This is a genomic window from Agrobacterium sp. NPDC090273 (assembly GCF_044772305.1).
GTDB lineage: Bacteria > Pseudomonadota > Alphaproteobacteria > Rhizobiales > Rhizobiaceae > Agrobacterium.
Genome location: NZ_JBIVYN010000002.1, coordinates 449,912 through 471,765, shown reverse-complemented (window position 1 = coordinate 471,765; position 21,854 = coordinate 449,912). Strand labels below are relative to the sequence as shown.

Annotated in this window: 23 protein-coding genes and 1 tRNA gene; 8 read left to right on the top strand and 16 right to left on the bottom strand. The window is 56.8% G+C overall.

Annotated elements, in window-relative coordinates; genetic code table 11:
- Positions 1-4 precede the first annotated feature (4 nt).
- Positions 5-91, bottom strand: a complete 87-nt coding sequence (gene kdpF, locus ACIQT8_RS08515) for a K(+)-transporting ATPase subunit F (RefSeq protein WP_138792259.1) — start codon at positions 89-91, stop codon at positions 5-7.
- A 439-nt stretch (positions 92-530) separates the two neighbouring features.
- Here kdpF and ACIQT8_RS08510 point away from each other — a divergent pair, with 439 nt between their 5' ends.
- The gene (locus tag ACIQT8_RS08510) at positions 531-1,190 is read left to right on the top strand and encodes a peroxiredoxin (RefSeq protein ID WP_400964723.1); all 660 of its coding nucleotides are present in this window, start codon (positions 531-533) and stop codon (positions 1,188-1,190) included.
- 79 nt (positions 1,191-1,269) lie between these two features.
- Here ACIQT8_RS08510 and ACIQT8_RS08505 read toward each other — a convergent pair whose 3' ends face one another.
- Positions 1,270-2,130: a LysR family transcriptional regulator gene (locus ACIQT8_RS08505; RefSeq protein ID WP_138791956.1), complete on the bottom strand. Its 861-nt coding sequence runs from the start codon at positions 2,128-2,130 to the stop codon at positions 1,270-1,272.
- Between the two features lie 98 nt (positions 2,131-2,228).
- On the opposite strand from ACIQT8_RS08505, the gene ACIQT8_RS08500 reads away from it, so the two are divergent.
- Positions 2,229-3,239: a bile acid:sodium symporter family protein gene (locus ACIQT8_RS08500; protein WP_262527622.1), complete on the top strand. Its 1,011-nt coding sequence runs from the start codon at positions 2,229-2,231 to the stop codon at positions 3,237-3,239.
- Between the two features lie 70 nt (positions 3,240-3,309).
- Here ACIQT8_RS08500 and ACIQT8_RS08495 read toward each other — a convergent pair whose 3' ends face one another.
- The 3 genes from ACIQT8_RS08495 to ACIQT8_RS08485 all read right to left on the bottom strand — a co-directional run bounded on the left by ACIQT8_RS08495 (position 3,310) and on the right by ACIQT8_RS08485 (position 5,118).
- Entirely contained in the window at positions 3,310-3,792 is a 483-nt protein-coding gene (locus ACIQT8_RS08495; protein ID WP_138791958.1) for an Hsp20 family protein, read from the bottom strand.
- Between the two features lie 154 nt (positions 3,793-3,946).
- A complete protein-coding gene (locus ACIQT8_RS08490) occupies positions 3,947-4,540 on the bottom strand; it encodes a YceI family protein (RefSeq protein ID WP_400964722.1) in 594 nt (197 codons plus the stop codon).
- Complete coding sequence (locus tag ACIQT8_RS08485) at positions 4,537-5,118, bottom strand: cytochrome b (RefSeq protein ID WP_400964721.1); 582 nt, start codon at positions 5,116-5,118, stop codon at positions 4,537-4,539. Before ACIQT8_RS08485 ends, ACIQT8_RS08490 begins: the two co-directional genes overlap by 4 nt.
- Positions 5,119-5,450: 332 nt before the next feature.
- On the opposite strand from ACIQT8_RS08485, the gene ACIQT8_RS08480 reads away from it, so the two are divergent.
- The gene (locus ACIQT8_RS08480) at positions 5,451-6,392 is read left to right on the top strand and encodes an alpha/beta fold hydrolase (protein ID WP_262527627.1); all 942 of its coding nucleotides are present in this window, start codon (positions 5,451-5,453) and stop codon (positions 6,390-6,392) included.
- A gap of 8 nt (positions 6,393-6,400) precedes the next feature.
- Here the strand turns inward: ACIQT8_RS08480 and hisN are convergent, their stop codons facing one another.
- On the bottom strand, positions 6,401-7,177 hold the full coding sequence (hisN, locus tag ACIQT8_RS08475; protein WP_400964720.1) for a histidinol-phosphatase: 777 nt from the start codon (positions 7,175-7,177) through the stop codon (positions 6,401-6,403).
- Positions 7,178-7,464: 287 nt separating this feature from the next.
- Positions 7,465-8,349: an N-formylglutamate amidohydrolase gene (locus ACIQT8_RS08470; RefSeq protein ID WP_138791963.1), complete on the bottom strand. Its 885-nt coding sequence runs from the start codon at positions 8,347-8,349 to the stop codon at positions 7,465-7,467.
- A gap of 180 nt (positions 8,350-8,529) precedes the next feature.
- On the opposite strand from ACIQT8_RS08470, the gene cpdR reads away from it, so the two are divergent.
- The 3 genes from cpdR (at position 8,530) to ACIQT8_RS08455 (ending at position 11,448) form a co-directional block, all read left to right on the top strand.
- Positions 8,530-8,892 (top strand): cell cycle two-component system response regulator CpdR, encoded by a 363-nt coding sequence (gene cpdR, locus ACIQT8_RS08465; RefSeq protein WP_138791964.1) that lies wholly within the window; start codon positions 8,530-8,532, stop codon positions 8,890-8,892.
- An 81-nt stretch (positions 8,893-8,973) separates the two neighbouring features.
- A tRNA-Val gene (locus ACIQT8_RS08460) sits at positions 8,974-9,048 on the top strand.
- 456 nt (positions 9,049-9,504) lie between these two features.
- Positions 9,505-11,448: a methyl-accepting chemotaxis protein gene (locus ACIQT8_RS08455; protein ID WP_400964719.1), complete on the top strand. Its 1,944-nt coding sequence runs from the start codon at positions 9,505-9,507 to the stop codon at positions 11,446-11,448.
- A gap of 100 nt (positions 11,449-11,548) precedes the next feature.
- On the opposite strand, the gene ACIQT8_RS08450 is transcribed toward ACIQT8_RS08455, so the two are convergent.
- The 9 genes from ACIQT8_RS08450 to ACIQT8_RS08410 all read right to left on the bottom strand — a co-directional run bounded on the left by ACIQT8_RS08450 (position 11,549) and on the right by ACIQT8_RS08410 (position 20,595).
- Complete coding sequence (locus ACIQT8_RS08450) at positions 11,549-12,709, bottom strand: alanine racemase (protein ID WP_400964718.1); 1,161 nt, start codon at positions 12,707-12,709, stop codon at positions 11,549-11,551.
- Positions 12,710-12,749: 40 nt separating this feature from the next.
- Positions 12,750-14,621 (bottom strand): adenine deaminase, encoded by a 1,872-nt coding sequence (locus tag ACIQT8_RS08445; protein ID WP_400964717.1) that lies wholly within the window; start codon positions 14,619-14,621, stop codon positions 12,750-12,752.
- Positions 14,618-15,277, bottom strand: coding sequence for a helix-turn-helix domain-containing protein (locus ACIQT8_RS08440; protein ID WP_400964716.1), 660 nt, complete (start codon positions 15,275-15,277; stop codon positions 14,618-14,620). The genes ACIQT8_RS08445 and ACIQT8_RS08440 overlap by 4 nt, the downstream gene beginning before the upstream one ends.
- A gap of 29 nt (positions 15,278-15,306) precedes the next feature.
- Positions 15,307-16,242 carry an N-carbamoyl-D-amino-acid hydrolase gene (locus ACIQT8_RS08435; RefSeq protein ID WP_400964715.1) on the bottom strand — a complete coding sequence of 312 codons (936 nt, stop codon included), beginning with the start codon at positions 16,240-16,242 and terminating at the stop codon, positions 15,307-15,309.
- 2 nt (positions 16,243-16,244) lie between these two features.
- Entirely contained in the window at positions 16,245-17,330 is a 1,086-nt protein-coding gene (locus ACIQT8_RS08430; RefSeq protein ID WP_400964714.1) for an ABC transporter ATP-binding protein, read from the bottom strand.
- 4 nt (positions 17,331-17,334) lie between these two features.
- A complete protein-coding gene (locus ACIQT8_RS08425; RefSeq protein WP_138791970.1) occupies positions 17,335-18,123 on the bottom strand; it encodes an ABC transporter permease in 789 nt (262 codons plus the stop codon).
- A gap of 7 nt (positions 18,124-18,130) precedes the next feature.
- Positions 18,131-18,967 carry an ABC transporter permease gene (locus ACIQT8_RS08420; RefSeq protein WP_400964713.1) on the bottom strand — a complete coding sequence of 279 codons (837 nt, stop codon included), beginning with the start codon at positions 18,965-18,967 and terminating at the stop codon, positions 18,131-18,133.
- Positions 18,968-18,990: 23 nt separating this feature from the next.
- Positions 18,991-20,016 (bottom strand): ABC transporter substrate-binding protein, encoded by a 1,026-nt coding sequence (locus tag ACIQT8_RS08415; protein WP_138791972.1) that lies wholly within the window; start codon positions 20,014-20,016, stop codon positions 18,991-18,993.
- A gap of 186 nt (positions 20,017-20,202) precedes the next feature.
- A complete protein-coding gene (locus tag ACIQT8_RS08410) occupies positions 20,203-20,595 on the bottom strand; it encodes a helix-turn-helix domain-containing protein (protein WP_138791973.1) in 393 nt (130 codons plus the stop codon).
- Between the two features lie 141 nt (positions 20,596-20,736).
- Here ACIQT8_RS08410 and ACIQT8_RS08405 point away from each other — a divergent pair, with 141 nt between their 5' ends.
- Both ACIQT8_RS08405 and ACIQT8_RS08400 read left to right on the top strand, forming a co-directional pair.
- Positions 20,737-21,348 carry an NAD(P)-dependent oxidoreductase gene (locus ACIQT8_RS08405; protein ID WP_400964712.1) on the top strand — a complete coding sequence of 204 codons (612 nt, stop codon included), beginning with the start codon at positions 20,737-20,739 and terminating at the stop codon, positions 21,346-21,348.
- A 31-nt stretch (positions 21,349-21,379) separates the two neighbouring features.
- Complete coding sequence (locus ACIQT8_RS08400) at positions 21,380-21,850, top strand: ester cyclase (RefSeq protein ID WP_400964711.1); 471 nt, start codon at positions 21,380-21,382, stop codon at positions 21,848-21,850.
- The last annotated feature ends 4 nt before the right edge of the window (positions 21,851-21,854 follow it).

Genomic DNA, 21,854 nt, shown 5'->3' with positions numbered 1-21,854 from the left:
AGGGTCAGAAGCGTTCGGGACGCAACAGCGTCACGACGAGATAAATGGCGAGTGCCGCAGCGACGGCGAGGCCGATCAAGGGTTCGATCATGGATTGCCTCACAGCCGGTTGAGCGCGCGGGCATAAAGCGCGAACAGGATGAGTATTCCCACGCCTGCCAGAGTGAAGATGAAGTCGGACATTTCCGTTTCTCCTGTGAATTCAGGAGCGAAATCTAGGCCTGATCTGCGTCAAGGTTCGATTGGGAATCCATATGGGCGACATAAGGAAAACATAAGGATTGCTCATACCTTCGGATGATGTGTCGAGGCCAAAGGTGTTGCACATCCCCGTTCTGGGGCGCCAGCCAGCAAAAAAATCGCTGGTATGCCAGAAGCTTGACCACAATTTATGCGTGCTCGTAAAATTAACGTCGTGAAGTGCTGGAATGTTGGAATAAACTTGCTTGAAGAAAGCCAGGTGACGTCCAAGATTGGGGCTGAAGCAGGCTGTTGCCAACAGCATGTTAAATCAAAGAGGAGAGAGACCAGTGAGCCTGCGTATTAACGATGTAGCACCGGATTTTACGGCTGAGACCACCCAGGGGACCATCCATTTCCATGACTGGATCGGTGGCGGTTGGGCCGTTCTGTTTTCCCATCCGAAGAACTTCACCCCTGTGTGCACCACAGAGCTTGGTGCGGTGGCCGGGCTTGAAGACGAGTTCAAAAAACGCGGTGTCAAAATTATCGGAATTTCTGTCGATCCGGTCGACAGCCATGCAAAGTGGAAGCTCGACATCAAGACCGCGACGGGTTTCGACGTCGAATATCCGCTGATCGGCGACCGTGATCTCAACGTTGCGAAGCTCTATGACATGCTGCCTGCCGGTGCGGGCGAGTCTTCGGAGGGGCGCACGCCTGCCGATAATGCGACCGTTCGGTCCGTCTACGTCATCGGCCCGGACAAGAAGATCAAGTTGATCCTCACTTACCCGATGACCACGGGCCGCAACTTCCACGAAATCCTGCGTGCCATCGATTCCATCCAGCTTACGGCCAAGCACCAGGTCGCAACCCCGGCCAACTGGCAACAAGGTGAAGATGTCATCATCACCGCCGCAGTGTCGAACGAAGATGCGACGACCCGTTTCGGTTCGTTCGATACCGTTCTTCCCTACCTGCGCAAGACGAAACAGCCGACGGCCTGACACCTTTCGTCCCGGCGGAACACGTTACCCTTGGAAAGTGTGACCGCATTCGCAAGAGTGCGGTCATTACGGTTACGCTTCAGACGAAGCTGCCGGGTGCGATGCTTTTGCTGGACACGAGGTCGGACAGCGCCTGAACCAGCTTGCCATCGGCGCCTTTGCTTGGTTGCAGCACGAACTCCACGTCCTCGAGCGGTGGCAACACCCCTGCGGGGATTTCTCTCAAACCTGCGGGCGCCATGCTGCGCGGTTGGACGAGAACGCCCATGCCGGCTCTGGCTGCCGCCGTCAAACCACTCAAGCTTCCGCAGGTGCAGACAATACGCCACACCACACCTGCACCATCCAGCGCTTCCTGCGCGGCTTTTCGGGTGATGCTGGGGGGTGGAAAGGCAATCAGGGGCAGGGCGTCGGGCCGGCTCACCACCCGCTCAGGGTCGCGTGCCAGCCACACCAGCGGTTCGCGATAGAGAAAATGCCCGAGCCTGTCGCCGACCCGCCGTTTGGCCAGGACAACATCGAGTTCGCCATTATCCTGCATCTGGTAGAGCACGCCGCTCAAAGAAACCGTCAGTTCGAGATCCACCAGCGGATAAAGACGGATGAACTCCTCGAGGATGACCGTCAGCCGGCTTGCCACGAAATCTTCGGATACACCAAGGCGGAATCGCCCCCGAAGACGGCTTTCACCAAATAACGATGCCACCTTGCTGTCGATATCCAGCATGCTGTGCGCATAACCGAGCAGGGCCTCGCCTTCGCCGGTCAGCTTCACGTGGTGGGTGTTACGGGCAATCAGCGTGCGTCCGAGCGTAGCCTCAAGCCTTTGAATATGCTGGCTGACGGTGGATTGTCCGATGCCTAGCCGTTCCGCAGCCAGGGTGAAGCTGCCGGTGCGCTCGAGCATGACAAAACTTGCAAGATGTTGGAGGTTCAGCATTTATTGCAAATCACGATAACTGTTAATCTTTGCATCTGATTTCATGATGAGCGATACTTCTGGCCACTTCAAGTAGAATACGCTGAGAAAGAATTCCGATGAGCCGCTTTCTTCCCGATCGCTTTACCATGATGCTGGTTGCGACCGTGCTTCTCGCCTCCGTGCTGCCTGTCAGCGGTCAGGCCGCCGATTACTTCGGCGTGGCCACGAAACTTGCGATAGCACTGCTGTTTTTCCTGCATGGCGCACGTCTTTCGCGAGATGTCGTTATCGCCGGCCTCCTGCACTGGCGCTTGCATCTTGCCATTCTTCTGGTGACCTTCGGCCTGTTCCCGCTGCTTGGCTTGGCAATCGGCTTCATTCCAGGCGACATCCTGCCTGCGCCGCTCTATATGGGCATCCTTTTTCTTTGCGTTCTGCCCTCCACCGTTCAATCATCGATCGCCTTTACGTCGATGGCAGGCGGAAATGTTCCGGCGGCGATCTGCTCGGCTTCTGCCTCGAACATTTTCGGCATGTTTCTCACTCCGCTTCTCGTTGGACTGCTGTTTACCGTTGGCGGCCATGGCGGTGGTTTTTCGTTTGACGCATTCTTGCAGATTTTCCTGCAATTGCTGCTGCCGTTTATTGTCGGTCAGGTCTTGCAGCCCTGGATTGGCGACTGGATCAGGGCACGCAAGAAACTGCTCGCGCCTGTTGATCGCGGTTCCATCCTCATGGTTGTTTACCTTGCTTTCTCGGACGCCGTGATCGAAGGCATCTGGCACACATTCTCGCTGCGTGACATCGGTGTCGTGATCGGCATCGATATCGTCCTGCTCGCTATTGTCCTGTGCGTCACCATGTTTGGCAGCCGTCTGCTGGGCTTCAACAAGGCCGACGAAATCACCATCACCTTCTGCGGCTCGAAAAAGAGCCTTGCCAGCGGTGTGCCGATGGCAGGCGCTATTTTTGCCGGTCAAAGCATCGGCGCAATTGTTCTGCCGATCATGCTGTTCCACCAGATCCAGTTGATGGTGTGCGCCGTCCTTGCCCAGCGTTATGCCCGCAAGGCGCATGAGAAGGCCGCGGCTGTCACTGCGGAACCGGCTGTGGCTCCATCACGGTAAGAATTGCCGGATCGGCAAACAAAAACGGCCTCCCCAAGGAGGCCGTTCGTTTGGGAGCTGATTATCAGGCTTAGTTGACCTGAGCGGGCGTAACCTGCGCTTCGATCGTCTTCGCTGCTTCGGCGATGTCAGAGGAAATCGCGATGCGGCGCGGTTTCATCGCTTCGGGAATGTTGCGGACCAGATCGATATGAAGCAGGCCGTTCTTGAGAGAGGCGGACTGGACTTCAACGTGATCGGCAAGCTGGAAGCGGCGCTCGAAGGCGCGTGTGGCGATGCCGCGATAGAGGAATTCCCCTTCAGCAGCCTTGTCTTCCTGGGACTTCTCCGCCTTGACCGTCAAGGCATTGGCGCGGGATTCGATGCTGAGTTCGGTTTCATCGAAGCCTGCAACTGCCATCGTGATGCGGTAAGTGTTCTCACCCGTCCGTTCGATGTTGTAAGGCGGATAGGACTGGGCGGCTTCAGGCTGCCCGATACCATCGAGCATCGAAAACAGGCGGTCGAAACCGACGGTGGAACGATAGAGGGGAGAAAAATCAACGTGACGCATAGTGTCCTCCTTGTGAGCGACTGTTTGCGGTTAAGCCGGACATCCCTTTCTGGCGACGGCCGGTCTATGGCACGGCCCCGTTCTGGCAACCGTGACAAAGAGGTGGGTATCGCTTTGCGTCTCGTCAAGGCCACGATGTTGGCTGGGTGTGTTGTTACCGGCGCGCGCCTTCAATCGACATGTTGAACTGCACAACATTGGAGTAGATAGGGGTACCGACATCCATCGCGTATCTTGAGCGGAACACGCCACCCGTCACCTGGAACGCGATGCGAGCGCCGTCCCAGCGGGTCAGTTTGACGTTGAATGTCTCCGTGCGTTTATGACCTTTGGCCGTCAGTTCTCCTGTGACGATTGCGGTGTCGGACGCTGTTTGGGCAATGCCGGTAGAGCGGAAGGAGATGGTCGCGTAGCTGCCCGTGTCGAAGACGGCAGTTGATTTAAGGAAGGTATCGATACGTTGTTGGCCGGTTTCGACACTATCCGGTATCAAGGTGAACGTCACCGTTGAGCGGCTTACATCGCCCGCCTGGAGATTGAAGGTACCCGAAAATTTTCCGAATGTGCCTTTTATGCCGGAACCCCCACCAACCTGCTCGACTGTGAAGCCAATGCGTGAGGATGGCTGGATCGTGTAGCGCCCTGCCGCTTCGTCGAAACTCGGTAGCGCTGCCGCAATCGCCTGTCCGCAGAGGCAAATGAGAACGGCAGTCGTATATGCCAACCGGAAAGACAAGATGGTTTTCATGGGCGTTTCTCCAGGGGGCGTTGTCCGTTTTTGCCAAGCATCCGAAGCAGTACGGGATCCCGTTTCCAGAGATGATGGTAGAGCGCTGCTCCGATGTGCAGAACGACGAGACAAAGAACCGTATAGGCAAGGGTCGCGTGGACATACGACCAGATTTCTTCAGCACGGTCGGAACGTGTGAGTGGAAGATCGGGGATGACGTAGAGGTTGAACAAAAACGTCGGGATATTAAGAGGGGAAACAGACGCGATGGCCCACCCTGCGAGCGGCACGGCCAGTGTCAGCACGAGCAGACATCGATGAACAACGCTTGAGGCAATGCGCTCGACAGGGCTCAACTCTGCAATTGGTGTAACGGGCGACGCGAAGCACCAATGCACGCCACGAATGATTGCCAGCGCCAGAACCAGGATGCCGAATGATTTGTGCCATTGGAAAAGCGAAAATTGCAGGCCTGGATCGATATCCGGTTGTGTCATGATGTAACCAAGTGAAAGCAGACAACAGATCAACACGGCGATGAGCCAATGCAGAATGATCGCAGAAAGTCCGTAGCTGTTTCTGAATGCTTTCTTCATGCGACAACCTCCCGCCGCACAGCAATTGACGATCCGCCTTTTCGTCACCGCCCGCAAGTCATTTTCCCGTTAAAAGACAGGGGCATTCCAGAGCGGCCATCACGGAAGCTGAATTTCCAATGAATGTCCGGTTACAGAAGTGTTCAGTTTGAGGTGTCTAGAACTGGGCCTATCGGAGCGATGCTTCGAAGACAGAAGCAATAACGTCCCTTCTTCTTCTGTCTTTCTGGCCGGAACCGCGACTGCTTTAACCGTCGGTTCCGGCAATTTTTTCTTTGACGTGTCCGTTTCCCCGACCTATCCGATATAGGCACGACAGCCGGAAAAGATTGATGACCGAAGCCCTATTGCGCGCCAGCGAAAACAACCCGGTTCCTGAGAACAACACCGTTGGTTATTTCACCGGCTATGGTGGCAAAAAGCTTCGATATGCGATTTTTCGCGCCAGTCGCCAGCTTGCCCGTGGAACGATCGTGCTGCTGCATGGCCGAAACGAATGTATCGAAAAATACTTCGAAACGATTGCCGACCTGACCGCCATGGGCTTTTGGGTCGCGACGTTCGATCTGCGCGGCCAGGGTGGTTCGGAACGGCTGCTTAAAAACACCGATGCGGGGCATGTTCGCCGATTTTCCGACTATCAGCGCGACATCAACCTCTTTCTGGAGCAGATTGTCTTGCCGGATACCCGGCTGCCGTTTTTCATGGTGGCGCATTCGACTGGCGCGCTCTCGGCGCTCGCGTCGGCTCCAAAACTTTCAAACCGCATTGAACGGCTGGTCCTGACCTCACCCTTTGTGGCTTTAGGCGAGCAGCAATCGGTTCCGCCGTCGATCATCCGGCTTGTGGCCACGGCTCTCAGTTTTGTAGGGCTCGGCGCGGTTCAGTTGGGAAAAGACCAGCGAGAGCGTGACTTTGACGGTAATCCGCTGACGTCGGATGCGACGCGTTTTGCCCGCAATCTTGCGCTCCACAGGCAGAATGCGGATCTTTTCGTCGGTGCGCCGACGGCACGTTGGCTCCATGAAGCGCTGAAAACCATGGATCGTGTCATGCGCCAGGACCACCTGACCAAGGTGACCATTCCAACGCTCGTGCTGGCGCCGATGCTCGACACAATCACGCCCTATAAGGCGCAGGAAGAGCTCTCGCGTAATTTTCGAGCGGCACAACTTCTTCCCGTTACCGGTGCCCGTCACGAATTGCTGCATGAGCGGGATGTCTACCGCAAGCAGGCGCTTGCGGCGATCGATGCGTTTCTCGCGCCGGAGTGAATTTTAGCCTACAGCCTGGAGAGGACAGCGAGAGCTTCCTCGTGGACGGCCTTTGAACCGGCCGCGATGATGCGCCCACCATTTTCCGGTCTGCCGCCATCCCAGGTGGTCATGATGCCACCTGCCTGTTCGATGACGGGAATGAGTGCGCCGACATCGTAGGGTTTCAAGCCTGATTCGATCACCAGATCGACGTGCCCAGCGGCAAGCAGGCAATAAGCGTAGCAATCCACGCCATAACGGAACAGGCGAACCTTATCCTGAACGGCTGCGTAAACCGGCGCTTCCTCTGCCGTGAAGATGTGCGGTGACGTGGTGAAAAGCACGGCATCCGACAGTGAGGCGCACTCGCGTGTCTTGATCTTTCGCTCACCGTCCGGCCCGAAGTACCATGCGTCCTTTCCGTCTGCGAAATAACGCTCCCGGGTGAAAGGCTGGTCCATCATTCCCATCGTCGCGCGACCGGCGGATTGAAACCCGATCAGTGTACCCCAGACCGGAACGCCGGAAATGAACGCTCGGGTTCCGTCGATCGGATCGATAACCCAGATATGGTCGCGATCCAGTCCGACATTACCGTGCTCCTCACCCAGAATGCCATGCTGCGGATAGGTGTCCTCGATCAACGCCCGGATTGCTGTTTCCGCAGCCTGATCGCCCTCGGTGACCGGATCATAACCGCCATCTTGCTTGTTGGTGACGGCAATGCCGGTGCGGAAGCGAGGCAGCGTCTCAGCGCTGGCAACATCGGCAAGTTTGAAGAAGAAATCCCGGTCGGGCAGCATGAGAACCTCATTCCCTGAACAATCTGGGCAAATCAATAGACTGGAACGGTGCTGGTCGTCCACTCATGTCTAGAGAGGAACCATTTCCATATTTTCAGCATAAGCACAAAATATGTGCAATAATAAAATTGATTGACAAATGAGCACTTATTGACTAGGTTTATCTCACAGTCCTTGACTGTAAATACCCTCCTTGGGTGTTTCCTCCCTAGACTTGACCGCGCGCAGGCGCGGTTTTTTTTGCGCAGGTCTTGATACGCATTTCTTATTCGCCTGGATGGAAAGATTTATTCAGCCGCGAGCGACGTCTCGATGACGTATTCGGAGACAAAGGCGCCAAGCTGTCTCATGAAGATTTCCAGCGATGCCTGAATGGCATGGAAATCGGCATTCTTGACGAGGGTTTTCTCGTCGACATAGAGCGCGCGGTTTACTTCGATCTGCAAGGCATGCAGGGAGCGGATGGGGCGCCCATAGTGCTCCGTAATAAAGCCGCCAGCGTAGGGTTTATTGCAGACGGCAATGAAGCCCAGTTCTTCGAGAAAATGCAGCGCAGCCCGTGAAACCTCCTGGGACGCACTGGTGCCGTAGCGGTCGCCGATGATGATGTCGGGCCGGATGTTCGAGCCTGCAACACGTATATTGCCCGGCATCGAGTGGCAGTCGATCAGAACCGCCATGCCAAACTGCGCGTGTGTGCGTGACACAAGCCTTCGCAGGCAGGCATGATAGGGTTTGTATATTGTCTCCACACGCGTTAGCGCCTCTTCGACCGGCAGACGATGCGCGTAGATATCCATGTTCTCGGCAACAATGCGCGGCACTGTGCCCAGTCCGCCGGCAACACGCATGGAGCCGATATTGGCGTAGGGTGGCAGCGTGCCGTCAAACATGCGCGGATCGAGTTCGTAGGGCTCACGATTGACGTCGAGATAGGCGCGCGGAAAATTTGCTTTCAGGATGGGCGCGCCGATTTCCGGTGCCGCTCCAAAGAGTTCATCGACGAAATGATCCTCGGAACGGCGAATTTCATGCGGGCCCAGCCGCGATGATTCGAGAAAGGAAACCGGATAACAGCGACCGCTGTGGGGGGAGTTATAGACAAATGGCAGGGTTTGGACGGCAGGTTCCGTTACTTCGAACAGCTCGTATTCGCCGGTTATCCAGTCCATTCAGCCCATTTACCATGTCGTAAAACTATCAGAATGCTTATGTTGCCAGTTACTGGCAGGCAAGTCCATACTATCGCCCAAACAGCGCTATACCGATTCCCGCGTTCACAGGATATTTACCCTGAAAACCTTACAATCGGACTAGGTTATTCCAAACATCGAGCAGTTACGGTCACTTAAATGAATCAGAAAATCCTTCTTGCTGAAGACGACAATGATATGCGGCGCTTTCTCGTCAAGGCGCTGGAAAAGGCTGGCTACCAGGTCTCTTCCTTCGACAACGGTGCCAGCGCTTATGACCGTCTCCGCGAAGAGCCTTTTTCGCTGCTTCTGACCGACATCGTCATGCCAGAGATGGACGGCATCGAACTGGCGCGCCGCGCCACCGAACTCGACCCAGACCTGAAAGTTATGTTCATCACCGGCTTTGCGGCGGTCGCTTTGAATGCCGATTCGAAGGCTCCGAAGGACGCGAAGGTTCTTTCCAAGCCATTTCACCTTCGCGACCTCGTTGATGAGGTCAACAAACTCCTTGTGGCATAAGGGTTCTCAAAAAACCTTCACAAAACCGAAAAAAAGCAGTTGACGTGCGATCGGGTTTTGTGGTCTATCCGCCGCAACGGAGGGCGTGTAGCTCAGCGGGAGAGCACTACGTTGACATCGTAGGGGTCACAGGTTCAATCCCTGTCACGCCCACCATCCTAATTCGTTGATTGAAAAGGGCTTCTGAGAAATCAGGAGCCCTTTTCCTCTTTTAGCCTTCAGGCTCATCTCGTCGTTATTCTTTAAAAATTCCGCGCCAGACCGAAGCGGTTTTTGTCCGGTTTTCGGCCTGCGGCGACAGCGTCAATTGCCCCGTTTCCAAGACATGAATAATTCGGCAGCAATCGATGCGAATTGCGATTGATTGGGTGCCTGAAGTAACAATTCATTCAGTGATTTGGTGAAATCTACGCCGTGCAGGTTCCAATGTTTCATCGGAGGAGCCGGTAGAACGAGTGGACACCATCCTCGAGCGAGCTTTGGCCGCTTTCACCGGAGGCCCGCTTGTCGCCCTATGAGGAGGGGCACAGCTACCCGCGATGTTTCATTCTATATTTCGTTTCTCAGGCGTCCTGGAGGGGAGCCGGGGAAGCGCTTGCCTTGAGGCTATTCATGTCGTTCCTGAAAAATACCAAGATAAAAACGAAGGTCGTTTTTGTCATATCGCTGATGAGTCTGATGTCGCTTTCCGGGATCAGCTATGTGAGTTGGCAATATAAGAGCACAGACAGCGTCTACAGCGATTTCATTGCCAATGAGGCGCTCGCTGCCGTACTGAATGCCCGGACCAGTGGAAACCTCAACGCATTGGGCATGCAGACGCTTCGCGCTACGCTCAATGATCCAAAGAGCAGCGATTTTGAAGCCGCGGTCAAAACCTTCAGGGCCGACCGCAAGCAGCTCGAAGAGCGCCAGAACAAGATCATGGAACTGGTTCCGGCCCGCACGGATGCAGCCCGCGAGATCCTGAAGGGCGTCGTTGAAGTGGAAGACCTTGGCAACAAGGCAATCGCGTTGGCACAGGCCGGCAAACAGGCCGAAGCCCAGCAAATGGCGCTCGCCGTACTTCAGAAGATGACCGAAGTTTCCCCGAAAATCAGCGCCGGCAACGAGCAACTCATTCAGGTCATGAATGAGGGGCGACAGCGTCTGACAGCCAGCACCAGTACAACGATCTGGACGGGCCTTGCTGGCATCGCAATCGTCTCCATGATGTTGATCGCGCTTGGTCTTCTGATTTCTTCCCGCGGCATCACCGCGCCGATTGCTCGCCTGCGTGAACGCATGGGATCGCTGGCGGCCGGGGATACGGTGTCGGAAATCGACGGCATGGACCGCAAGGATGAAGTCGGTCAGATGGCCGCCGCCGTTCAGGCCTTCCGGGAAAGTGCAATCGAGCGCATTCGCCTTGAAAAAGAGACGGAAGCCAATCGCTCGTTGTCGGAAAAGGATCGCATCGAGCGTGAGAAACAGAAGGCGAAGGAAGCTGTCGATGTGCAGTTTGCGGTCGATAATCTCGCCACGGCGCTTTCGAAGATTGCCCAGGGTGATGTGACCTACCGTATCGTGCAGCCTTTTGTGGCCAGCCTCGACGGTATCCGTGGAGATTTCAACAGGGCTGCGGAGCAACTGCAGTTGACACTGAACCAGGTGGCGCAGAATGCCCGTGGCATCGATGCTGGTGCGAACGAAATCAGGTCGGCCGCAGATGATCTTGCCAAGCGCACGGAACAGCAGGCTGCTGCTGTCGAGCAGACTGCCGCGGCACTCGAGGAAATTACGACGACCGTGAAGGACGCGAGCAAACGCGCCCAAGACGCAGGGCAGCTTGTTGGTCGTGCAAAGGTGGGCGCAGAACAGTCGGGCGAGGTCGTTCAGCGGGCTGTGTCTGCAATGGAGCAGATCGCATCCTCCGCCAATGAGATTTCCAACATTATCGGCGTGATCGACGAGATCGCCTTCCAGACCAACCTGCTGGCGCTGAATGCGGGTGTCGAGGCGGCCCGTGCCGGCGAAGCGGGCAAGGGTTTTGCGGTTGTCGCGCAGGAGGTTCGTGAACTGGCGCAGCGTTCGGCAGGTGCGGCCAAGGAGATCAAGAATCTCATCACCACGTCCAACGGTCAGGTTCAGCAGGGCGTGCAACTGGTCGGCGAGACCGGCAAGGCGCTGGAGCAGATCGTGACCGAAGTAAAGGAAATCAACCGGCACGTCGCAGCGATTGCGGAATCGGCACAGGAGCAATCGTCCGGCCTGCAGCAGATCAACACCGCTGTGAACCAGATGGATCAGGATACGCAGAAGAACGCTGCCATGGTCGAAGAAAGCACGGCGGCAAGCCACGGCCTTGCCCGCGAGGCGTCCTCGCTCAACCAGATCCTGTCCCAGTTCAAGCTGTCAGAAGGCGGTTACAGTGAAGCGTCAACACCGCTCCGCACAGCCTCGCCGGCTGACAGGCCTGCAGTGTCACCCGCGCGCGCATTGGGTGGAAAGATCAGGGCTGCATTCGCTGGCAATGCTGCGCTCAACACATCTGCGGATAGCTGGGAAGAGTTCTGATACGGACCGGCGAAAAACGTCTGCCTAGAAGCTAGGATCGGGTCGGAGAGTTTGAACGCTTTCCGGCCCCTGTCTTTTCGCCAAACCCGAGATTTCAAGGTCATGGAAACGTAGAGCGTGTGCCTTCAACGTGAATTTCACGCGTTGCGCCCGTATCATTGCCGAGACCCAGCATGCCCCCGCTCAGATTGGCAACGGGGCAGCTATGGTTCGGCAGGATGAGGATGGGGGTGCCATTGGCTGGCCGCTTTCCGCTGTAGGAGAGAAACGCATGTTCCTCTGATAGCTTCAGCACGCAGAGTGGTTCGTCGGCACCGGCGATCCATGCCTCGCCAAAGCTGCTTGTGGCCGAGGTTCCATGAGCGCCGAGATCCGACGACAGCGTTTTAGATCCGAGATTGGCAATGGCGTAATGGTCATTGCCGGAAACGATGCGGGCAGCGATGCCAAGGGCAACATCCGTACGCTTTGCGATGCCGAGACGGACTGCCGTCAGATCGAGGAAAGCATAGTTTCCCGGTCGGACCTCATCCACGCCCTCAAATCCTGCATTGGACAGGAGAGTGGGTGTGCTGCCAATGGAGATGCGGTGAACCGCGACGCCGTTCTTTTGCAGGCGGAGGCGAAACTCTGACAAAAGAGAGAGTTCTTCGGTTGCCACTAGTCTGATCGCATCAGGATCGGGCGCGCCGTAAGCATGGCCTGCGTGAGAGAGCAGCCCGAGGAGGCTCAGGTGTGGATCACGATCGATAGTCGCTGCAAGCTGCAGACCCGCATCTCCTTTCGGATCGACGCCACAGCGATGCAGGCCAACATCGACCTTGAGAAAGACCTGAACGGACATGCCGAGCTTGCGACCGGCGGAGGAAAGGGCGATGACACCCGCATCGCTTTCAGCGATGAAACGCAACCGCTGCGGTTCACCCGCCAATTTCAAAAGAGCAATGATCGTTTCTTCTGATATCAGCGGGTAGGCAATGGTGACCGGATCGTGCCCGGCTTGAAGCAGCATCTTCGCTTCATGCGCGCGCGCCACCGTAAAGCCCTTCGCACCGTGATCAGACTGCATTCCGGCAATGGCTAGGCTCTTGTGTGTTTTCACATGCGGATGCAGTTCCGCCTGTCCGGCAACCAAGTTCGCCATCGCCCTGAGATTGCGGTCAAGCGTCGGAAGATCGATGACCACGCGTGGTTCAACAAGCGCGTCGAAACCAGAAAAGCGGTTTTCGAGCTCAGGTGTAACGGTGGTGATGGCGGTCATGCTTGCACTTTCAAAAGAAACGGGGAGGGGAAAGTCCGGTTTAGAAGACAACCGGATGGGTCGCTCCGGTCTGGACGTTGACCAGACCCTGCGGTGCATGGTCGCTCGGTGCAACCAGAACCCAGCGCCAGGGCGCGCAGGTCAGAGTGGCAAACGCCAGCCGTTCAGGGAAGCCCGGGAACCAGCGCGGCATGAAGGTCGGCTCGTACATCCATTCTATCTTTTCGCCGGCTGCATAAAGCGCCTGCATTTCCTCGTGCAATGCTTCTGCCGAGCGGCAGCTCATCAGGCCAGCCACCTCGTAACGAACGCGGGCAACGACCTCACCCGCGTGGACCAGCGCCCAGCCGCCGTCATTGTCTGCGACCGCATTGACGGCTTTTGCCATCGCGTCGTCGGACGAGCCGACGCACCAGATATTATGTTTGTCATGCGCCATCGAGCAGGCAAGTGCTGTGTCTGGTGTTGCCGGACCACAGCCGAGCCAGAACATTTTCGACACGCCGGCCTTGCCGGAAAAGCGGTCAATGACGGAGAATTTGGTGATGTTGCGGCTCTCGTCTCGCTGCACCAGGCCGTCTTTCACCGGCAGATCGTAAGTGAGGAAGTCGTCTGTCCAGTGGAAGGGGCGCAGGACCGCGGCGGTCATGGTTTCTCGGCCAGACGCAGCCTTGATGGCGAAATCGTCTGCCGCCAGATGCCGACCGATGTTGACGGTCTTTCGGGCCCATTCCGGCCAGTCTATCTGGGGCACCTCCGGCAGGAAGGTCTTACCTTCAGAGACCTGCCGTCCGTCCGCCCAGACCTTGGCGATTTCGAATGTCTCCACATCGGAAAGCAGCACGATGTCGGCATACAGGCCAGGAGCGATCGAGCCGACCCAGGGTGTCAGCCGCATGTGGCGGGCCGGGTTGATTGTCACACACTGAATGGCGATTTCCGGCGCAAGGCCAGCTTGAATTGCAAGTCGAACATTATAGTCTGTCGCACCAAGTTTCAGCGTGTCGGAGGCAGAACGGTCGTCCGTCGTCAACGCGATCTGCGACCAGTCGGAGAGGCCGCGCTCCAGAAGGCCCTTGATGACCTCCGGCAGACTGTGCGGACGTAGCTCCATGAAAAGGCCATGTGTGAGCTTGTCCCAGAATTCCTCGACGGTCCACGCCTCGTGATCGGAGGACAGTCCGGCGGCGGCGAAAGCATTGATTGTCGGCAGGTCGCGGATGCCCGCAGCATGCCCCTCAACCACGGCGCGCTTTTCGAAAGTTGCGCGGATCATGCCCCACAAACGGTCGTAAGAAGGGTTTTCCGGGTTCCAGACGGCTGGCCAGTCCATCACCTCATCAAGCCCTGCCGTCATCAGGCTGTCCTGAAGGAAAGCCTTCTGTTCATCGTAGCCGAAGTAACCGCCGCCGTGTTCATAGGCAGTGGGCGGTACTGCCGAGCCGGGCAGAGGGAAAATCTTGAGTGGTGAGCCAGCCTCACGTGCCTTTAACCAGAACTCCAGCGTTTTCGCGCCGTTGACGTTGGAGAATTCATGGCTTGCCTCACAGGTCCAGGTGTTGCCACGCGGCAGAACCAGCGCGGCTTCCCATTCCGGTGTCAGATGCGAGCTTTCGATGTGCTTGTGGACTTCGCCAAGGCCGGGAACCGCAGCAAGATTGGGTTCGTGCACGCGGATTGAGACTTCACCCGGATAGCTGCCTGCCTTGCCGACATAGGCAATGCGACGATCCTTGATGATGATTTCCTGGTCGTCCGACCATGTGCGGGTTGCGACATCAAGCAGCCGCCCGACCCGCAGCGCCACATCGGCCTTCTCCTTGCCCAAGGCAACAAGCGTCAACCGCTGGCGGATCTTGATCTCGCTGGCGGCATCAATGGAAATATCCTGGATCGTCGTATCGTTGGTCATGCTGTGTCCTCGCCGGAATGTGCCGCGCTTGCGGGACGTTCCAGGCAGATTGAGAGAATGCGGGCGATCTTGTCGCTGTTGGAAGAAAAGCCGTGCTCACTGGCGCCGTCGAAATAGACGCTATCGCCGGTCTTGAGCACGACGGGCGTGTACGGCTCCATGAAGAAGGTCACTTCGCCGTCCAGTACGTAGACGAATTCTTCGGCTCGATGGGCGCTGCGAACGGTCTTGGCGTTGCCGGTACGCTTGGGAATATCGATGACCATGGGCTGCATGGATTTTGCAGCCAGGCCAGAGGCGAGCGCTTCATAGGCGCCCATCTTGTTCACATAGGTCGTGCCTTCACCGGCGCGCGTGATAACCCGGGCTGCGGAGGCAAATTTCTGGGTCGAGCTGCCGATCAGGTCAGCAAAGTCGATGCCAAGTCCATCCGCCAGGCGCACCAGAACGCTGTAGGCCGGTGTCGACTGGTTGTTTTCGATTTTTGACAACGCAGATATGGAAACGCCCGTGCGACGTGAAACCTCGGCAAGCGTCCAACGGTTTTCGAAGCGGAGCCGCGACAGGATTGCACCAACGGGCATACCGACGGGTTTTTCCGCGCTTCGCCCGTCAATTGCTATCGGCCTGTTCGGCGTTGCCTCATGTTCCGCCATATAATGCCTCTCCATCCTGCCGATAGTTCTCAAACCTCGACAATTGGTCCCTTGCGCTCCACGATCAGACCGTATTGCGATGGCTCGCGGTGTCGAGCGAAATCGAAAATCGTGCGCTTGTACAGGACGCCCATGTCGAGGTCGCACCTGGCGCTGATGATCTCATCACCAGTCGTGGATGCCATCGCGACGATCTGGCCGGATGGTGCGACGATCATCGACAAGCCGATCATGTTCGTGCCTTCTTCACAGCCGGCCTTGGCCGCAGCGGCGACCCAGGTGGCGTTCTGATAGGCGCCTGCCTGTAATGACAGCTGGTGATGGAAGCCGGTCAACTGGTCGAAATCGAAGACGCCGGTGTGATTGTCAGGTGTGTTGTAGCCAACAAACACCATCTCTGCTCCCTGCAAGGCCATGATGCGATAGGTTTCCGGCCAGCGTCGATCGTTGCAGATGCACATGCCGACGATGCCGTCCATCGTGCGCCAGACCGGAAAGCCCAGATTGCCGGGCTCGAAATAGCGCTTTTCCAGATGCTGGGCATCACGGCCGGGCACCGGCTCAGCGTGGCCGGGGAGGTGAACCTTGCGATATTTGCCGACAATCTCGCCGTTTGAGTCGACGATGATCGAGGTGTTGAAATGCCGAGTACGGCCATCTTCTTCGGCCAGTTCAGCATAACCGATGTAGAAGCCGATGCCGAGTTCTCTGGCCGCGTCGAAGAGTGGTTGGGTCTCCGCCCCCGGCATCTCCCGTTCGAAATAGCTGTCGATCTCGGCCTGATCGTTTAAAACCCAGCGCGGGAAAAAGGTGGTGAATGCAAGTTCGGGGAAAACCACAAATTCTGCACCGCGCGATTTTGCCTCGCGCAGCAGTTCGATCTGCCGCTTCACGATCTGCGGACGACTATCTATACGGGCAATCGGGCCCATCTGTGCGCAGGCAATGTTGATGAAGCGGGCCATCGTCACGTGTCCTTTTTGCTGGAAATGGCTTCGAACGGCAGGATCGCACTGTGCAGCGGATTGATGGTCAGGCCCACGGCCGTGCCGGCCTCGAATGGGGTCTCGATCGATCCCAAAGCCACCAGCGTGCCCGCCGAGCTTTCGCAGTGATACTGATAACTGCGGCCCAGAAAGGTTCGCAGGCCGATGTTTGTCGTGATGCCTTCGCCGGCGATGTCGGGCGTAAGGCCCTCGGGACGTGTAGCGATCAGGCCCCGATCAGGAATTTCACCGAAGTCGGCACTGGAGAGTATAACGCGGCTTCCGCCCTCGAATTCAACGCTCACCTTGCCATTTGCCAGACGGTCGACGACACGGAAGGGCAGGATGTTCTCGAATCCGACGAAACGGGCGACGAAGGCGTTCGCCGGTCGGCGGTAAAGAACCTCCGGGGTATCGAGCTGGACAACACGTCCAGCATCCATGATGGCAACCTTGTCAGAGATTGAAAACGCCTCTTCCTGATCATGGGTCACGTAGACGGCTGTCCGCTGACCGGCCATCTGCAGGCGGCGGATCTGCACCCGCATATCGACACGCAGTTTTGCATCGAGGTTGGAAAGCGGCTCATCGAACATCATCAGTGGTGGATCGATGACAAGCGCGCGTGCCAGTGCGACACGTTGCTTCTGGCCGCCGGAAAGCGCAGATGGCAGGCGATTGGCCAGATGCGCCATGCCGACGATTTCAAGCATCTCAATCGAACGCTTCTGGCGCTCTGCAGCAGCGATGCCGCGTTGTTTCAGTCCGAAACTGACATTGTCGATGACGGTTAGATGCGGCAGCAGTGCGTAGTTCTGGAATACTAGGCCGATGTCGCGCCGGTGCGGCGGCAAACTGGTCAGCTCCTTGTCACCAAGCCTGATGGAGCCAGTAGAAGGCTTGATAAAACCTGCGATCAGTCGAAGCGTTGTCGTCTTGCCGCAGCCGGATGCGCCAAGCAGCGAAATCAGTTCGCCGCTTTTGACGGTCAGGTTCAGATCATCGAGAATGCGGGTGGAGCCATAATGGGCGGAGACGCCGGTGAGCGAAAGGGTAGGACTGGTCATCGGTCTATCTCATGACTTTCGACAGGCCGAGCGTGCGTTCGACGATCACGATAACAATCGCCGTCAGAAGCATCAGGAGCACGGAAACAGCGGCAACTGATGGATCGAAATGCTGCTCGACATAGGTAAACAGGTTGATTGGGAGCGTGCTGACGCCGGGTCCGGTCAGGAAGAGCGATACGGACACGTCGTTCATGGAGGAAATGAAGGCGAGGATGAAGGCTGCGACGATGCCCGAGCGGATGTTGGGCAAGACCACCGTGAAGAAAGTTTTGAGTGGCGAGCAACCAAGCGAGATCGCGGCTTCCTCTGCGCTGAAATCGAAGCTTGAAAGGCTCGCTCCGATGACGCGCACTGCATAAGGGATGGCAATGATCGTGTGGCCGATCAAGAGCGCGGTCATGACGGGAAGCTCCAGCGTCACGATCACGGTTTTCAGAAGCGAAAAACCGAACACGATTTCGGGTACCAGCACGGGAAGGAAGAAAATCGAACCGAACCAGCCAGGAATGACGGAGCGATGGCGAACCAACGCATAGGCCACTGGAATGCCGACCAGCATGGCAATGCCGGTGCCAAGCGTTGCGACGATCAGGCTGGTCTTGAAGCTCTCCATGAAGCTCTCGTTCTGCAGAACGAAGGCGTACCAGCGAAGCGACAGGCCTTGTGGCGGGAAGGAGAGAAACGTTCCGGGTGTCAGCGATGCGCCGAAGATGATGAACAGCGGCGCCAGCAGGAAAATGAACACCAGGACGGCCATCAAGCGGGTGAAAAGGGAGGTGGTGTCAGTCATCGCCCGATTATCCTGCAGAGGGGTTGAGACGTCGTGCGGCGAACTGGCCGACAAGGACGACAGCAAAAGTGATCGCGACCATCACGACGGCGATAACGCCAGCGGCGTCCCAGTCGAAGCTGATCATCGCCTTTTCGTTGAGCAGTGTCGGAAGGATGGTCTCCGCTTCACCGCCGAGCAGACGGCCCGTCGCAAATGCCGCAAGGCTTCCGGTGAAGACCAGAACGCCGCCGACCAGAAGGCCAGGCGCGATCAGCGGTAGCGTAACTTGTCGAAAGACAGCTCGCGGCGATGCGCCAAGCGACGTAGCAGCATCGATGATGCTTCGGTCGATCGCCTCGATAACGCCAATCAGGGAAAGGACGGCAAGCGGGGTGAACAGGTAAACAAGGCCGAGGATCAATGACACCTCGGTAAAAAGCAGCGGAATCGGCTCGTTGATAATTCCAAGTGACAGCAGTGTGGAATTCAGCAGGCCGTTGCGACCGAGCACGATCATCCAGGCGAAGCTGCGCACGATCGCGCCTGTCAGCAGCGGGAATACCGCGCAGACAAGCAGGATTTGCCGCCAGAGGCCGCTGGCGCGTGCAATGACGCTTGCGGCAAAATAGCCGAGAAAGAGAGACAGCACCGACGTGACAAGCGCGACGCGGACGGAGCGCACGATGACGGTGATGTTGTAGTCGTAGCTGAAGAACTGGCGGTAGAGAGCGAGACGATCGCCCTCCGGGCCAATTGTTCCAGTAAATGTATCTGCAACTGGCAATACGAGAAGGCCGAGGACGATAAGCGTCCCCGGCAACACCAGAAGGTAAGGTAAAGCCTGACCGGGCCGGATGTTCATTGGTCGATATCCACCGTTTCGGCTTATTTCGCGAAAATATCGTTCCAGCGGCGTTCCCAATCAGGCTTCTGTGCCAGAATGGCCTTGAAGTCAGGTTTGCGCAGCTTTGCGATTGCGTCGGCGCCGTAAGCCATGTCGCCGACCTTGTCAGGGCTGATCACGACGTTCTTGTTGACAGGGCTATCGCCAACGGCCACGAACTTTTCCTGAACGTCCTTGGAGAGTTTGTAGTTGATGAACTGATAGGCAAGTTCAGGATTGTTGGCCTTTTTACCGATGTTCAGCGTGTTGAAGATGGCATAATCGCCTTCAGACAACGGCGCCCACTTGGCATTTGGAACAGCTTTGTGAATCGCCGGCGCAGCAAAGTCCTGAACCGCAGCGATCACCACTTCCCCGGTGGAGAAAAGGTTCACCAGTTCTGAGCCGGTGTTGTAGGTCTTGCGGACGTTTTCCTTGAGTTCGCCCAGGCTCTTGAAGGCACCTTCCGGGTCCTTGAAGGCATCCACGCCTGCGCGTTCACCGGCGATGACTGCTGTCAGCGGGCCCGTTGTGGTGTTGAAACCGGGGATGGCGACAAGTCCCTTGAACTCCGGACGCCACAGGTCCTTCCAGGAGGTGATCGGCTCCTTTACCTTGGAAGCATCGTACATGATGCCGTAGTGACCGGCGACGTAGGCCGGACCATACTCTTCGCCCTGGGGAGCTTTTGCGATGTCATAGACTTCGTCAAGATTTGGCAGTTTCGACCGGTCGACCTTGGCGAAGACGCCCGCGTCGATGCCCTGCTGGGTGAAGGCATCGGTGATGAACATCACGTCTACGCCGCCACGGACGCGCATCTTGTTGAGGCGGTCTGCATTGTTGCCGGTATCGATGACGACCTTGCAGCCGCAGATAGCCTCGAAAGGCTTGTAGAGAAATTCGTTCGATTGCTCGGGCGTGTAGCCCCATTCCGAAACGACCAGGGTCTTTTCCTGGGCGAGCGCCGCCGGCGCACTTGCCGCAAGAGCGGCAGCCAGGGAAATCAGGGTGGATGCAAGGCGCATGTGACGGGCTCCGTTGGGATTTGAATAATAGGGAGGCATATCGTATGTTTGCCTACGCTATAGGCATTGCATTTTCTGATGCAACAAAAATTTTCTAGTTAGAGAAAATGCAAACAATTAAATCCGCTTGATGACGGGTCGTTTCGTTCCCGCTGATTGGATGCGCACCAAGTGCAGTGGAGAAAATCAGACTGGTTCGTTTGGTGTGGCGTAGCGCGTACGCGCCTTGACGATTTCCCGATGGTTGTCGTCGGCCCAGCCAACCAGCAACTTCATAGGCTGCAGAAAGGACCGGCCAAGATCGGTCAACGTATATTCAACGCGTGGCGGGACTTCGGGATAGACCTTGCGTGCTATGAAGCCGTCCTGCTCAAGCCGGCGCAATGTCCTTGAGAGCATCTGTTTGGAGATGTCGCCGATATCGCGCATGAGCTCGTTGAAGCGCCGGACGCCATTTTCCAGCGCCTCCAGCACCAGCAGGCTCCACTGGTCACCAATACGATCCAGCACATCTCTTATCGGGCAGGGCTGATCGAAAACGAGGGGCTCGTCCCGGTTCGATGGGGTCGTCAATTTCATTCCTTCCTCTCCGCCAAAGGTCATTGTCGTGTGACCAGATCAACGAAAGATGACTTCTTGCGCAGGCCATTTATCTGTCATAGCAACCTTATAGGTCTATATTTTAGACCGTATTAACAGTTACGCCAAGGAGCTGTCGTCATGACAAAAGTCGCACTGATCGGAGCATCCGGTAATGCCGGATCGCGTATTCTCAAGGAACTCTCGGACCGCGGCCACCAGGTCACCGCCATTGCCCGAAACCCTGAAAAGATTGCAACATTGGCCAACGTGACGCCTCTTAAAGGTGACGTGTACGATGGGCAAGGATTGGCTGCTCTGTTGAAGGGGCATGACGCCGTGATCTCGTCAGTTCACTTCACCGCGAGCGATGCAGCTACCCTGATCGCGGCGGTGCGTGCATCCGGCGTGACGCGTTATCTCGTTGTTGGCGGTGCAGGCAGCCTGGAAGTGGCGCCGGGTGCGCGTCTGGTCGATCAACCCGATTTTCCGGCCCTGTACAGAGCGGAAGCATCGAAGGGGGCCGAATTCCTCGACTTGCTGAAGACGGTTGAAGACCTCGACTGGACGTTCCTTTCGCCTTCGGCGATGTTTGTCCCTGGTGAACGCACCGGAAAGTTCCGCCTCGGCAAGGATACCCTGCTTGCCAACGATCAGGGCTCCAGCATTTCCTTCGAGGATTACGCCATCGCGCTCGTAGACGAAATTGAGAAGCCAGCGCATGTGCGCCAGCGTTTCACGGTCGGATACTAAGTCGTTCTCAAAACAATGTAAGGGAGACACCATGGTCGGATCTCTGAAGCTGCTTGTGGGCGCCACTGTCATTCTGGTTGCCGCAACAATGCCCGTTCTCGCTCAAACGGCCTCTCGCAATCTTGTGCAGGAAGAAGCAAACCGCAAACTTGTGATCGAATTTTACGATCGTTTCTTCAATAGGCATGAAACTGAAGAAGCGGCCAGGGTGGTGGCCGACGACTACAGGCAGCACAATCCGGAGGTACCGGATGGCAAGGCGCCTTTCCTGTCGTTTTTCACTGGTTTCTTTAAGGACAACCCCAACTCCAAAGCGCGCATTGTTCGTAGCTCTACGGATGGAGATCTGGTCTGGCTACACATCCACTCCACCAATGGTGAGAAGGATAATGGCCAGGCTGTTGTCGACATCTTCCGGGTCGCGGATGGCAAAATTGTCGAACATTGGGACGTGATCCAGAACGTGCCTGAAGCGTCAGCAAACCAGAACACGATGTTCTGACGAA